This window comes from Paenibacillus sp. FSL P4-0127 (genome assembly GCF_038007325.1).
Taxonomy (GTDB): Bacteria; Bacillota; Bacilli; order Paenibacillales; family Paenibacillaceae; genus Fontibacillus; species Fontibacillus macerans.
Genome location: NZ_JBBOWY010000001.1, coordinates 1911244 through 1926331, shown reverse-complemented (window position 1 = coordinate 1926331; position 15088 = coordinate 1911244). Strand labels below are relative to the sequence as shown.

General features: G+C 53.4%; 10 protein-coding genes. All 10 read right to left on the bottom strand.

Translation table 11 applies throughout. The annotated features are described in order from the left end of the window. Window positions 1–33: 33 nt before the first annotated feature. The gene (locus NYE74_RS08500; RefSeq protein ID WP_051985248.1) at window positions 34–1347 is read right to left on the bottom strand and encodes an MFS transporter; all 1314 of its coding nucleotides are present in this window, start codon (window positions 1345–1347) and stop codon (window positions 34–36) included. 148 nt (window positions 1348–1495) lie between these two features. Further along, a complete protein-coding gene (locus tag NYE74_RS08495) occupies window positions 1496–2656 on the bottom strand; it encodes a winged helix-turn-helix domain-containing protein (protein ID WP_124333439.1) in 1161 nt (386 codons plus the stop codon). 362 nt (window positions 2657–3018) lie between these two features. Continuing rightward, complete coding sequence (locus NYE74_RS08490) at window positions 3019–5100, bottom strand: beta-galactosidase (RefSeq protein ID WP_240752087.1); 2082 nt, start codon at window positions 5098–5100, stop codon at window positions 3019–3021. 146 nt (window positions 5101–5246) lie between these two features. Beyond that, on the bottom strand, window positions 5247–6845 hold the full coding sequence (locus tag NYE74_RS08485; protein ID WP_240752088.1) for a DUF3502 domain-containing protein: 1599 nt from the start codon (window positions 6843–6845) through the stop codon (window positions 5247–5249). A 226-nt stretch (window positions 6846–7071) separates the two neighbouring features. Next, window positions 7072–8016, bottom strand: coding sequence for a carbohydrate ABC transporter permease (locus NYE74_RS08480; RefSeq protein ID WP_155620849.1), 945 nt, complete (start codon window positions 8014–8016; stop codon window positions 7072–7074). Window positions 8017–8066: 50 nt separating this feature from the next. Continuing rightward, window positions 8067–8987, bottom strand: coding sequence for an ABC transporter permease (locus NYE74_RS08475; RefSeq protein ID WP_155620873.1), 921 nt, complete (start codon window positions 8985–8987; stop codon window positions 8067–8069). 150 nt (window positions 8988–9137) lie between these two features. Continuing rightward, window positions 9138–10712: a response regulator gene (locus tag NYE74_RS08470; RefSeq protein ID WP_240752089.1), complete on the bottom strand. Its 1575-nt coding sequence runs from the start codon at window positions 10710–10712 to the stop codon at window positions 9138–9140. Between the two features lie 192 nt (window positions 10713–10904). Continuing rightward, on the bottom strand, window positions 10905–12620 hold the full coding sequence (locus tag NYE74_RS08465; protein ID WP_240752090.1) for a sensor histidine kinase: 1716 nt from the start codon (window positions 12618–12620) through the stop codon (window positions 10905–10907). Between the two features lie 568 nt (window positions 12621–13188). Next, window positions 13189–14385 (bottom strand): IS4 family transposase, encoded by a 1197-nt coding sequence (locus NYE74_RS08460; protein WP_115311341.1) that lies wholly within the window; start codon window positions 14383–14385, stop codon window positions 13189–13191. A gap of 359 nt (window positions 14386–14744) precedes the next feature. After that, on the bottom strand, window positions 14745–14918 hold the full coding sequence (locus NYE74_RS08455) for a hypothetical protein (RefSeq protein WP_164815316.1): 174 nt from the start codon (window positions 14916–14918) through the stop codon (window positions 14745–14747). Window positions 14919–15088 lie beyond the last annotated feature (170 nt).

Genomic DNA, 15088 nt, shown 5'->3' with positions numbered 1-15088 from the left:
TTATAAATTCTAGTATCAAATAATGCCTGGCGGTCACGCCCCGCCCGGATAAGAACGCTCGGCCGCAGGCGGTAGGTGGGTTTCTTCACTCTCCGGCGGCGAAACGGGCCATAAGGCCGCGCGAAACAGCACGCCCGCCGTCCCGATCGAGGCAAGCAGCAGGCCGATCAGCAGAAACGCGGTGCCTGCCGAAACCAGCCGGATCAAGACGCCCCCGGCCAGCGGAGCGGTCAGCATGATCGCGCTGGAGATCGTATTTTGAATGCCGAATACGCGGCCGATCGCCTGCTCTGGCGATTCCTTCTGCAGGACATAATTTTGCGTCACCATATACGCGCCGTTGCCGATACCGATCAGCAGGCCGAATCCGAGCAGCCATGCCGGTCCCATTCCGGGAGGACAGAGGCCCAGTAGGGCGATCCCCCCGCCGATCAGGGCGCAGCCGCCACCGAGTCCCCAGCCTGAGGAAATCCGGCGGAACCGGTTAAGCAGCAGGAGGACCAGCACGGCTCCGGCTCCGATCGCGGATACGAGCCAGCCGATCAGCGATTCGTTGCCGGGCGCGATCCCGCGCAACAGCGCGGCAAACTGATAATCGACCATCATCAAAACGATCAGCGCAACGAGTCCAAACAGCATCGTATTTCTAAGCAGTTTCGTTTGCGCGAGAAGCAGCCAGCCTTCCCGCCATTCGTCAAGGAGTCCGCGCAGCATATGCGGACGCCGGGCGCCGGAAACGTGGATGCGTTCCGCGTTGCCATTCGGCAGCCGGCCAAGAGGATACAGCAGCGCTGCGGACAGGAGCCTCGCGCCAATATTGATCGCGATGCACGCCTTGGGGCCAAACGCCGCCAGGGCCACGGCTCCCAGCAGCGGCCCGGCCACCTTGGAGCCTTGCCCGACCAACCCGTTCAGCGCGGTAGCCTGGAGCAGTTGGCCGGGCAGCACAATCTGGCGTGTCAGTGCCTGCTGGGCCGGTACGTGGAAGACGCCCGCCGCCGCACGAAAGGCAAGCAGCGGCAGCAGCCAATACAGGTTCGGCGCAGCCAGTATGGCCGCGGTCAGGAGCGCGGTCACCAGATCGCACAGAAGCATAAGCTTCGCTTTGTGCAGCCGGTCGGCCAGCGCTCCGGCAAAAGAGCCCAGCAGGACTCCCGGCAGCGCCATGGTGACCGGAATCAGCGCCAGCAAAAGCGGATCAACTCCCCAACGGTAAGCGACGATCACCTGGATCGCCAGGGCGTCAAACCAATCGCCAAAGGTGGCCAGGGCATAGGCGGCAAACATGTGCCGGAAGCTGCGGTTCGACCGCAGGGATGGACAGGATTCGTTATTTTGATTTTGCACCGGGCATTCCTCCGTTTCACGTTCAGCTTACAGCCACATCGTAACGGAACAATGTCAGAGGAAAATCAGACGGAATCCGACTTACTTCGGAGGAAGGTCCGGTTGAATTGAAGATTCGGCGTCGAATCCGCTTCATTAAACCGCTTCGTCATGGAAAGATGGCTTTTTGAATACCCTCTTTTAGATCGGTCCGATAGCGGGACAAGCCGAACTCTTTATCCAAGGCATCGTAAAAGGCACGGTATTTTTGTTCAAGCCGTGGAGCATCCGGCAGACGTTCCTGCAGGAACAACACGATTTGGCAAACCGCTCCCAGCAGCATCGGCACATGCATGGACGCTTGCAGCACTTCCAGTCCTTCGTCGATCAAATCGGCTCCGGCCTGCCGCTGCCCTTGGGTGAGCAGGTGCAGACCTTTGACAATATGGTAACGTCCGATCTCCCGGAGATACGGCGAACCTTGCAAAAGCCGCTCGATCCGGCCGGAGGCGCGTTCCGCTTCAGAGCTCTGGCCGGCAACGACCTGAACGTACATTTCCATAATCGCAACAGGGATGACAAAGCCGGATAGTCCGTCAGATTCCACCGTTTGCCGCGCCTTTTCGAATCGGTTTATCGCCTCCCCGGGCCGTCCGGCATCGGCATATACGTCCAGGATGTTTAAAATCTCCATTTCCCGGTGCTGCCGGTCCGGAAGAATGCGCAGCGCCAGCACTCTCTCGCATAATTGCAGAAAAGAAAGAACCTCCTCCCGCCGCAGCGCCATTCCCCGATACATGAGCAGCATCCAATACAATTTTTCCCGGAAGGGGATTCCGTTCTCTTCCAGAAACCAGGGGATATCGCCTTGAATGAAATGAACGTAAAGCGTATAAAATTCATCCACTTCAAACCCCAGCACTTCCTGCCGGTCGGCCAAAGCAAGCAGCGATCTGCCCTGCCCCAGCAAGTGGTATTTTTTGAACAGTTCCCTCATCGCCTCTTGCACTTCCGGATCTTGCACCGAGGGATTGCCGACCGCTCTTCTGTCGCGGACCGTAAGGCTGTACCCGTATCCCCGCACCGTATTGATGGCGATATGCGGCCAGTGGCGGAGCTTCCTCCGCAGGCGGTAAATATGGTCGTCCACCGTCCGCTCAACCGGATATTCCAGCAGCCATACCCGGTCGAGCAGCTGCTCCCGCGTGAACGCCTGGTGGCGGTGATCGTACAGAAATTGCAGAAGCGCGAACTCCTTCGCCAGCAAGCCGATGGAATCCGAACCGCATGTTACCGTATAGCTGGCGGGGTCAAAGATCAATGAGGACATCCGTGCAATTCATCCTTTCGCGGTGTTAAGTAAACGTTGTTTTTCATTTTACTTCTTTTTCCGGCATTGAAAAAGCCGCTGACCCGGTCAGCGGCTGTCATACTGCGGTTCTTGCAATCAGGCGAGCCTGGCGCATAGCGGTATTTTATGTCGTTATTTCCGTCATTCCACACCATTTCACCGGAATAACGACACTTTTTGGCTTTATTTTTGCAGGGCCTGCTTATTTAGCTGTTTTTATCCAGCCGGAGGAAAATAAGTACTTTTTATTCCCCTATTTTGCTCATCCCCCGGTTTTAGCTGAGAATAGCGGCATTTATTTCCCTTATTTCGTGCCGAATCCCCTCCCTTTAAGGCAGCGTTTACGCCTGCGCTTTACGCTTCAAAATCGCGAAGCCATGCACGGGCAGTTCCAGCAGCGGGCCGGGGAGCGCTTCGCCGCTTTCGGCATCCGTGTAGCCGCGTCCGTCCAGCTCCACGCGAGCCGCTTGGCCGGAGAAGTTCTGCACGAACACGTAATCGTGCTCCCCGTCCGTGCGCAGCTGCGCGGTCACCCCCGCCGGCAGCGCGGCATCGAGCGCGCGGCGCACGCCGGCGTCCTCGGCGAGCTTGCCGTACAGCGCTTCGTAAAACGCCGGGTCGCTGACGCGGGCCGCCAAATAATACGCTTTGCCTGCGCCGAAGCGATTTACGGTTAACGCCGGTTTGCCGGCATAAAAATCATCGCTGTAGACGCCCAGCACCCGGGAGCCTTCGGCGTGGATATGCTCGCACAGCTCGTGAATTTCAAACGTGCCGGTCAGGCCAAGCTCGTTCCCGCTCTCCATTACCAAGCCGTTCCGATCATGGTCGTGCAGCCCATCGATTTCCTCCGCCCATATGCCCAGCGTCTTCCGCAAAGGTCCCGGGAAACCGTTCAGATGGCACAAATCGTTTTCGTCGACGATGCCCGACCAATAGGTGACAAACAGCGTACCGCCGTTTTCGACGAACCGCTCCATCTTTTTCCCGGTTTCTTCGCGGAGCAGATACGCCATCGGTACAACCAGCAGCTTATACCCGGAAAAATCGTCGAAGGACCCGATGATGTCGGCCGGTACGCCCAATTCCCACAAAGCGCGGTACTGCTGCATGACGGTCTCTTCATAGTGAATCCCTTTGTTTCGGGGCCCCTGCGCGTCGTTGACCGCCCAGCGGTTGTCCCAGTCGAACAGGATCGCCGTCTCCGCCGGAACCGTTGTGCCGAGCACCTCCGTCAGTCCGGCCAAAGTCTTCCCGAGCGAAGCCACATCCTCGAATACGCGGGTATGCTCATGGCCGACATGGTCGATGACCGCGCCGTGGAACTTTTCGCTGGAGCCGCGGCTTTTCCGCCACTGGAAATACTGCACCGTGTCGGAGCCGTGGGCCACCGCCTGCAGCGAGGACAGCCGGTGCATGCCCGGGCGCTTCAGCTTGCTGACCGGCTGCCAGTTCGTCAAGGAGGGCGTGCTCTCCATCAGCATAAACGGCTGTTTCTTCAATGAGCGGAACAGGTCGTGGTTGAAAGCGAACCAGGACGCCACCCCCGCTTCCGATTCCGCTTCGTGCCAGGTTGGATAGGCGTCCCAGGAAATAACGTCCACCGCCTTGGCAAACTCGCGGTAATCCAGCCCGTAGAACAGATCCATCATGTTGACCGTGCACGGCAGATCGGGATTTACCGCCTTGAGCGGGGCGATTTCATGCTTGTAGAAATCGATCGTCTGATCGGAGACGAAGCGGCGCCAGTCGAGGTTTTGCCCGTGCACCATCGTCTCGCCTTGCGGCGCCGGAGATTCCACCTGCGACCAAGACGTGTACGTATGGCTCCAAAACGCCGTCCACCAGGCGCGGTTCAGCGCGTCCAGCGATCCGTATTTGCGTTTCAGCCAGCCGCGGAACGCCTCCTGGCAGTAATCGCAATGGCATTCCCCGCCGTATTCGTTGGACACATGCCAACCGAGCACCGCAGGGTGCCCGGAATAGCGCTCCGCCAGGCGCGTGTTCATTTGCGTCACCTTCTCGCGGTAAACCGGCGAGGTGAAGCAGTGATTATGCCGCATGCCATGGAGATTGCGCTGGCGGTTCGCGCCTACGCGCAGCACCTCCGGATATTTTTCCGACATCCAGGCCGGGCGTGCGCCGCTGGGAGTGGCCAGCCAGGCGTAGATGCCGTTTTCCGCAAACGTGTCCAGCACGCGGTCCAGCCATTCGAACCGGTACACGTTCTCTTCCGGCTCCAGCGCAGCCCAGGAGAAAATCCCCACGGCCATCGCGTTGCAATGGGCCAGCTTCATCATCCGGATATCTTCGGCCAGCACCTGCGGGTCATGCAGCCATTGGTCGGGATTGTAGTCGGCGCCGTGCATAAATGCCGGGAGTTTGGCGCTGATCGGGGGGGATTTTTTGCTTTTTGTGCTCATGGAATCTTCCTCTCCTTACATTGCTTATTTTTTATGGAGTTGCATTTCCTGCATCAAGGCTGTATGAAAGCGAAAAAAGGGGACGGGCGTCCCCTCCTTCAAGCGAAAGGCCTTTTTTCGGCTGTGCGGCCAGGAAAGCGCCAGGCTTATTTCGGCTGTGCGGCCAGGAAAGCGTCGATTTGGCTTTGCAGCTCTTGCTGGATTTTGTCCAGACCGGCGGCTTGCAGTTGCTTGATCAAATCGGCTTGGCCTTTATCGAGATCGTTAATCAGCCCGTATTCGAGCGGAATCGCATAACGCAGCATCACGTTGCCCACGTTAGCGATTTCGTTCTTCACCTTCGTATCGTCAAAGACGAACGTTTCCAGCGGGAAGTGGTACACCTTCGACTGCCAGTCGTCCAGCATTTTCGTGCCTTCTTCCGGATAAGAAGCGTCGGTGCGGTTCAGCAGCGAGTTCCAGCCCCAGACGGAGAAGCCCGACAAGTTATAATTCGTAAAGTTTGGTCCCGGGTTGTATTTGTCGTCGCCCACCGGCTCGTAGTGCTTGCCGGCAATGCCGTACATCGTCAGATCATGGATTTCTTTGTCGTTTTGCAGCAGGTCGATCAGCATCAGCGCGCGCTCCGCGTTTTTGGAGGAGGCATGAATCGCCAGACCGTTTTGCGTCGAGATCGCGCCGATTTTTTTCTTGTCCGGCGTCAGATCGGCAACCGTGACCTCCATCTCCGGCTTGTCGCGGCGAATTTCGCCGACGTTGCTCGAGATCGTACCCAGGTTTTGCGCGTAGGAGGAGGTTTTTCCGGCTTTGATGTCCTGGAATACGTCGTTTTTGTTGCTGACGATGTTTTTGGACCAGCCTTTGTTGTCGGCCAAATCTTTGTAGTACGCAATCAGGCTTTTGAATTCGGGCGTATCGTAAACGTTGAACAAATTGCCGGCCGGATCGTCGATTTTATAAGCGAGCGGGAAGTTGTAATCGACCAGGTTCCATTCGTTCTGCTGCTCCAGCAGAATTTGGTCCAGCTCGTGCCATTTCCAGCCGTCGGCCGGTTTGGCGCCAAACGGGCTGACGCCTTTTTCGTTTGCGCCGATCGCCTTCAAATAGGCAGCGTAGGTTTCCGGGCTGTTCACCGGCTGAAGATTGTATTTTTTGCGCAGGTCTTCGCGGACCAGCACCACTTTGTCGGTCACTTCCTGGTTGTTGTTCGGCACCATGTACAGCTTGCCGCCCACTTTGGCTTGGTCCCAGGAGCTTTTCGGCATCGCCGCCCAGGTTTGCGGCGCGTACTTCTGCAGCATTTCATCCGTCAGCTCCAGGAACCCGCCCTTTTGCACCTGGTCGTTGTAAAACGCCCAGTTTGCGGTGTAAGCGATGTCAAAATCTTCATCGGCGGCGAACTTCAGCGGATATTTCTGCGTCCAGTCCGCCCAATCAAGAAACTCGGCTTCCACGGTAGCGTTGATTTTCTCTTTCAGCAACTCGTTCAGCTTGCCGAACACTTCATCATAATCGGTCGGTTTCCCGCCGATAAGCAGCATTTTGAGCTTCACTTCCTGAGACAAGTCCGGAGAACCGTCCGCCGTTGCAGCGGTATTCGAAGCGGTGTTGTTCGCGGCCCCCGCGCCGGAGGTATTTTCGCTTGCCGCTTTGTTGCCCCCTCCGCCGCCGCAAGCGGCCAGCAAAGTCGTCAGCGCCAACACCATGGCCAGCAGAAACGTCGCTTTCTTTCTCATCTTTTTCATACTAGAGTTTCCCCCTAATGATATGATGAAATGCTATATAAGATTGTTCAAAAAGTCATCTTTTGAAGCTACTAAGAAAAAATAGGCATCCAAGTATCAGCTTCTTAAATCGCAAGAAAATTACCGCTAATCGCGGGCTGGCTTCCTACGCCTCCCATCTTCCCGGTGCTGAAAACCTGACTTTTTGAACTCACACTATACCGATAAGCAGTTTTTTCCCCCTGATTCATCCTTTGACTGCGCCGATCGTCAGGCCCTGCACGAAATAGCGCTGAATAAACGGATACGCGATCATGATCGGGCCGGTGGCGACGATCGTCATCGCCATTTTCAGGCTTTCGGTAGGAAGATCGACGCTCATGACGGCGCCCGCGGCCATCATCGCCTTGCGCATGCCGTCCATATTGCCGAGCAGCCTGTACAGGTAGTATTGCAGCGGCATCAGATCGGAGTTGGAAATGAAGAGCAGCGCATTGTACCAGTCGTTCCAGTAACCCAAGGCGATAAACAAGCCGATCGTGGCCAAAGCCGGTTTCGATAAAGGCAGGACAAAGCGGATAAAAATCTGAAAGTCGCTGGCCCCGTCGATTTTCGCCGATTCAATGATCGCCTCGGGGATGTTGCTCATAAACGACTTCATCACGATGATATAAAACACGTTCAGCAGCATCGGCAGAATCAGCACGATAAAGGTGTCTTTCAGGTTCAGGTAATTGACGATCAGCAAATACCACGGGACAAGCCCGCCGCTGAACAGCGTTGTAAAGAAAAAGAAAAACGAGAAATGGTTCCGCCATTTAAAATCTTTCCTCGACAGCACGTAAGCGGTCATCGAGGTCAAAAACAGGCCGAAAAAGGTGCCGAGCAAAGTGACCGATATCGTGATGCCGTAAGCTTTGAGCATTTCCTGCGGATATTTGAACAGAATGCCGTAGGCTTCCAAAGAGAAAGCCGTTGGAATGAGCTGGAACCCGTCCTCGATGATTTTGCTCTCCTCGGTGAGCGAGGAAGAGATGACAAGGATAAACGGAAAGATGCAAAATAAGGAGAACAACGTTAATACGGTATACCCGATGATTTGCAGCAGCAGGCGGTCCGCGGATTTGCGTTTTTTCTCTCCCGGCTTCACCGCCGGTTCCAGGTTGCCGTACTTCGGAGCCATAGTACTCATATCGTTAACCTCCTGTATAAGTCGTCCGTGTTCTTAGGTCGCCCCGGCCGTCAGAACAAAGCGCGATCCTTGTCGTATTTGCGCACCGCATAGTTCGCAAGCATGATCGTGGCAAAACCCAGGATCGACTGGTAGAAGCCGGCGGCGGCGGACATGCCGATTTCGTTCGAGGTTGTCAGCGACCGGAACACGAAAGTATCGATAACGTCCGTAGCCGAGAACAGGAGGCCGTTGTTGCCGACCATATTGTAGAACATCCCGAAATCGCCGCGGAAAATGTTCCCAATGGCGAGCAGAACCAAAATGATGAGGGTAGGATACAGATTCGGGATCGTAATTTTAAAAATCCGTTGAAACACGTTGGCCCCGTCGATTTCCGCTGCTTCGTACATTTCCGTATCGATGCTCGTAATCGCCGCCAGGTACATGATCGTACCGTACCCGAGCGTTTTCCAGGCCGACACGACGATGAGGATCACCGGCCAATAGGCCGCAGTATTGTAGATGTCGATCGATTCCAGTCCGACGGCGTTCAGCAGCGCGTTGATCGTCCCGTAATCGTAGTTGAACAGATTGTACGCGATCGCGCCGACGACAACCCAGGAGATAAAATAAGGCAGAAAAAGCGCGGTTTGGGTAATTTTGCGGAACCAGTTCCCGGCCACCTCAAACAGCAAAACCGCCGCAAAAATCTGCACGGCGTTGTTGACGACGATAAACGCCAAGTTGTACAGCGCGGTGTTTCTCGTAACCCGCCAGGCGTCCCCGGAGTCGAAGAAAAACCGGAAATTGTCGAGCCCGTTCCACGGGCTTCCGAACACCCCGCCGGTGTAGTTGTACTGTTTGAAGGCCAATACGATGCCCGCCATCGGAATGTAAGCGAACAGCAGAAAAAACAAAACGGCCGGCGCCAGCATCAGCAGCAGCACTTTATATTTCTTCACATCGCTCCAAAAGCCGCGTCCCTTCATCCGATCCATACTCCCCTCTTTGTCTCTATATGAGGCAGTTCAAAAAGTCGTCTTTTTGAACATGCACTATATGTCTCATTATAGAAGGGAGCGGTTTCGCGGGGGATTCAGCAAAGCAACAAAAAATAATACTAATTCCACGGTGCCCGCTTATATTTTTTGCGCTTTGCGGTATTCGCCCGGGGTCATCCCGGTGGCCTGCTTGAATTGGCGGTTAAAATAAATGATATTTTTATACCCCATCCGCTCGGCGATTTCGTAGATTTTCAAGGTAGGTTCGGTCAGCAGCTCGCATACGCGTTTCGTCTTCAGATCGTTCAAATATTCGCTGAAATGGACGCCGGTTTCTTCCTTAAACAAATAACCCAAATAATTCGGGGTAAAGTCAAACTGCGCGGCCACTTCCTTCAGCGTAATTTTTTGCTCCAGATTGTTCTCCACGTACTGCATAATGTCCCGGATCAGCTTGCGCTTTTGCTTCCGCTTTTTGGCGTAGAGCAGCTCCGACAGCTCGAAAAACCGTCTCCGCAGCCATGACATGATGTCATGAATCGTTTCAAACTGGAACAGCAGCAACGGCTGATGCGAATCCCACTTCAACAGCTCGTACAAGTTTTCGCCCATTTCCCGCAAATCGGCATGAAGTTTGGTCGTAATCCGGATAATCAGGTCGTAGACGTCGTTTTTCTGGGCGAGGGGCGCCCCTTGATAAAAAAGCTCCAGCAGGCAGTCGTCGATCGTGACCAGGTCATAGTTGAGAATCGCCTTCAGCATCCGTTCGAGGATTTCGTCCGTCCGTTTGGCCGCAAACCGGCTTTCCGGCGAAAACACGCCGGCCTCCCGGATCAGCCGGTCTTTGCCGACGAGCCACTTCGCGCTCAGCGCCGCCTGGGCCTGGCGGTAAGACTCGCGCAGCTGCTGCCCGTCATAGGCAAATCCGCCGACGCCGACGGTGACGGAAAACGGAGAAATCTGGCGAACGGCGCGGATCAACTCTTCGAGCATTTCCAGAAACGTCGTTTCCGGAACGGCCGACAGCAGGACGAACCTCGTCGGATGATTGACGAGAAAAGTGCCCATCTTCATTTGCAGCGAAAACTGCTGAACGAAATCCATCACCTTATGGATTTGCCGGCGCCGTTCGTCCTCGTCCATCGCTCCGGTCTTCCACTCGAGGTCATCGATTTCCACCAAAGCGGCCGCCGTCCCCGTTTTCAGGAGCATGTCCAAAAACCCGCGGATATGGCCTTCCACCTGTTCCGGGGAAATGTCGTTCAGCCAGCGCAGCAGCAGCTCCTCGTTCACCAGGGTCAGCGCTTCCGCAAACGTTCGGTCCTGGTCGCGTTCGCGTTCGATTTCGGCGCAAAGCTCGCCGAGCATTTTGTACAATTCCTGGTCCTCTACAGGTTTCAGCAAATAACCCGACACGCTGATTCTGATCGCTTCCTTGGCGTATTCGAAATCGTCGTGGCCGCTGATGAATATGATTTTGACATGCGGATTGATTTCTTTCGCTTTCCGGGCAAATTCAATTCCCGACATAATCGGCATGCGGATATCGGACAGAATCAAGTCGATGCGCTCCTGCTCCATCGCCTTTAACGCATTGAAGCCATTGTTGGCCGTGGCCGCCACCTGGAGATTCAATTCACCGGCCAGCACCCTGCGGCGCAGCCACTCAAGGTCAATCGCTTCGTCATCAACCAGCAACACATTGATTTTCATATCTGTCATCCTCCGGACGGTTTCCTTAAAGTGCAGGTTCAAAAAGTGGCTTTTCAGCACCGAAAAAAGGTTCTTATATTTCGAGCATACTTGCAGGTACTTGCCAAGAATATAGCGGTTTTCAATGAAAACCTATACAAATTCACCGATTTTAAGAATTTTGGCGAATATTCCCATGCCCAAAATTCCGGGCTACTCCAAAGCGGGCTGATCTTCCGTGTTCGCCGGGAGCATGATGCGCACCGTCGTCCCCCCGCCGTAAACGCTAGCGATCCGAATCCCGTATTTATCGCCGTACCTCAGCTTGATTCGTTCGTTTACGTTTTTGACGCCGTAGCCTCCGGTTTGGCTTGGTCCGATCCATAACCGGCTCACCGTCTCCGGCCGCATGCCGATGCCGTTGTCGATCACTTTCAGCTCGATTTGATCGCCTATTTTTTGCCCTTTGATGATGATGGCGATCGTTTCGCCAAACCAGGCATGTTTAAAGCTGTTTTCCACAAAAGGCTGCAAAATGAGCTTCATGACCTGAACCTGCAAAATGGAAGGGGCCACATCGATATGGACCGTAAACGCCCCGGCGTATTTGACGCGCTGAATGTCCAGGTAGGTCTCGACCTGCTTTAATTCGTTTTCGAGCGGCGTAAACACGTTGCCTTGGTTTAAGGTGAGGCGGTAAAAGCGGGATAGGCCCTGCACCATTTGGGTCACTTTTTCCGCTTCTCCCAAATTGGCCAGGCTGCTGATCGTAGACAGTGTGTTGTATAGAAAGTGCGGGTTGATCTGCGCCTGCAGCGCCTCCAGCTCGGCCTGTTTTTTCTGGATTCCCTGCACGTAGACGCTGTTGATCAACGTTTGGATATTGGCGGCCATGACGTTAAACGCATCGGCGATGTGGACAAATTCATCGTTGCCGGAAAAACGGATCCGCTTCTGAAAGTTGCCGTCCTGAAACGATCGCACCAGCGTAACGATACGCTTCATCTTGCGGCCGGACAAGCGGGCGACGATATACCCGATGGCCGCCATGCAGGCGAAGCTGATCGAGCAGACGGTAAATATCACCCGCTGCAGCCGGCCGGCGTCCTTCGTTAAATAAGCTTTGGGCACCAGCGCTTCGATCACGAAATCCGTTCCCGGTATCAGTTCCTTCAGGCTTAAGTAGGAATTTCCGTCATAGCTTTGTTCGGCGCTGCCCCGCTGGTACAGCAGCTCCCCGGATGAAGCCGTATCGATCAGGCGGATGGTGATGCCTTCCTCGACGGGAAAGGTGGAGAAATCGCCGAACAGGTCGTCGAGCGAGGCCGTGATGCGGACGTAGCCGATGACGGTCATATTTCCGCTGTACGACACCAGCCTGCGGATGTGAGAGATGTTCCCGAGCCGCTGGTCCGTGTCGATTTGCAGCCAGATGTTGTCCCGCTCCGAATCCTTGAACTCTCTGTACCAGGCGCTGTCCTTGATGTCCTCGAACGGCAGAATATAGTAATCGCTGTCCTTGATCGGCTCCTCCAGGTTATCGCCCGATACGAAATACAGCTCATCGTTGAGCGTATATAACATTAACCGGATATCGTTTCCGAATAACTTCAGCGGCGCCGTGATTTCAGGCACGATCTTATCCAGCATGGCCAAGTAGATGTCGTAGGCCTCCCCTTTGGTCTGCAGCGCCCGCTGAAACGCAAGGCTGCTGAACAGCGTGTCCGACATCCGCTGGATTTCGTCCATTTGATAGCGGATGTTGTTTCGCGCCTGCTCCATGCCCGTCCGAATATTCGTCTCCGCCATCTCCGTTCTCGACTGGATCAGCATCGAGTAAGAAACGTAGCCAATGACCGCATCCGTCAACAAGACGAGCAGCAAATAGGGGATCAGCATTTTGTAGGTAAAAGGGATGTATTTTTTCATCGATTTTCGGCTTCCTCTGCTATGAAATCGTATACATTCATCTTATAGGCAGAGGGTGGTAAAATAAACAGCTTGTTTTCGAAGCCGGCAAAAGAGAAAAAAGAAGAGCATCAGCTATTTTGATATAAAGTTCAATTGAAGTTGTGGAAGGGGGAGGTCGATGAGTAGTAACCTAAATGGGATATTGTGGATGCTGAGCCCTTGGTTTGAAAAGTAAGTACATAAAATGCCGTTAATTGGCGATATCCGGCCATTTGAGAGAAATAGGGGCAATTTATGAAGCTATTTTCCTCATCGCGAGGAGATGTGATGCGCTCTGGACCATTCGTAGCAAAATAAGTACATAAAGTGCTGCTAATGGGGAAAAACATGCCCGGTTGCGGATAATAAGTACATAAAGTGCACTAGCGTTGCAAGAACACTAACATCAATTTTCAGCAAAACCCACATTTGGATTATTGAAACTATAAATGGATTTTTTTACAGTCATTTTTTAAGCTTAAGACCAAAAAGCCAAGGTTACCTAATGCGTAGGTCGCGATGTCCCATTAAATGTATATAATGGATATTATTCCTTGAACTTGCTTGGCTTAATTATCCCAACCATTGTGCGCACCGATAACGCTTTGGGACCTGACCCCGGACGTCTCCCCGGACTACTTCGACTGGGTTTCCGATCCAGTTCGGTTCGAAAGGATCGCCATGAACGGTACAAATACTCGCGGAGAATCCGGAGCACTTGCCAGTTTGTTTTTGCCGTTTGGGTGCTGTGCCGGATGTGCTCCACGAGCAAGGCAGTAATTAAAGCCAAGAATAACTGGTTCCAAATAGCCTGTGGTTTATGACTGTGCAGCTTCTTCAATCGCAAATGTTGCTTCAGCCATTTAAAATACAACTCGATGAGCCAGCGATTTTTGTAGATCTGCGCGATTTCTTCAGCGGTCTTATCCCATACCGATGTAAAAATACGATAAGTCCGTTCCTGCTCGTCATAAAACTCCACCAAACGAACGGAATGTTCCATGGATCGGAAGGAACTGCCCACGCAAACCTTGGCGTCCCGCGTGATGTTCGAGCCTTCCGGAACAGGATACTCCTCAATGACGGTGGCAAGCGCGCGATCTCGCATACGGATCACAAACTGGATGTTGTCCTGGACCCATTGATCCATCCGGGCATAATCATCATAACCGCGATCCATCACATAAATCGCATCCGAGGGGACGACCAGTTCAACGGCCCCCGCACGATCCCCTACATTGAGCGAACTGGGGATCATGGCATCAGGAAATAGCTTGTCGGGAGCTGTAACAACGAGGCGCAGATGCATCTTGACGCCGCTACTCTTATTTGACATCTTGGCCCAACTTCCAAGTTGAAGCGGCAGTCGAATGCTGGAAGAATCAATGATGTGCAATTTCCCGCTCTGGCCCTGGTGGCAAGCACGTTGCTGTGTTTGTGATGCCAGATGCTGAAACATCCACTCCAACAGCTCCGTTGGGATCTGATCGAGTTTTCGGGATAATTGCGAGCCGCTGATACTCTCCAACTGTAGAAGCTGCTGAAGTTTCGGCTCAGCACGAAGTGCAATTTCCATTTCACCGTAAGATGACCATTGTTTCAACTGAGCATTGATGAAGAGCATGATCGCTTTCATCGTGGTAAGTTTCTTGGTGTAATGGTCGAAGAGTAAACGTTGATGCACATCGATGGGCAGTAAGGAAATCAGTTGACGAATGACCGTTTTAGCTTTAACGTTATCCATGGATGGTCTCCTTTTGTAGAGAGTTATGGACAACGTACCTACCTCTTTACAATAGGAGATTTTTTATGCTTTTTCCATGAAAAATGATCATAATTACCCATATTTAACTAATATTTGATTATTCGCGTTAGGTTTTATGCAACGCTAGTGCATAAAGTGCCGCTATTTTGAAGGGCGACGGCAGCGTCGTTCCATTTATAGCTGGCTGTCAAGCGCCGAGTTAAGGTTGAGGCCTGAGAAATAGGCAGTGTCAAAAAAAATAGAGATATAAAGTAAGTTATGGGTACAAAAAGAGCCTCGCTGCGGTACAGGAACAAAGTCCGGCCACGGCTCGGCTCTAGCTTAAACGGGGCTTACATTTATAGACCTTCGGCGTTTTTTACGGCATGTTCCCAGCTGGGAAAGTAAAACAAAGCGTTGCGCATCAACTCCGGATCATGCTGCTTGACCTGCTTTTTGCTTAGCGAACTGCCTTCCGTTTGCAATTGCTTGATTCTGCGGACAACCTCATCGGCTCCAAGAGTAGCATCCATTAGCTTTGCTCCTTCCGTATAGAGTTGCTCTCTATTATTGCTAATATTTTCCTGAATATACCTGCATCCGGAGAAATGTCGTCGATCCTTCAAACGCCGGGCCAGGGGCTGTATGGTATAATTTAAATGCGAGTTCAAAAAGTCAGGTTTTCAGGACCGAGAAGGTTGGA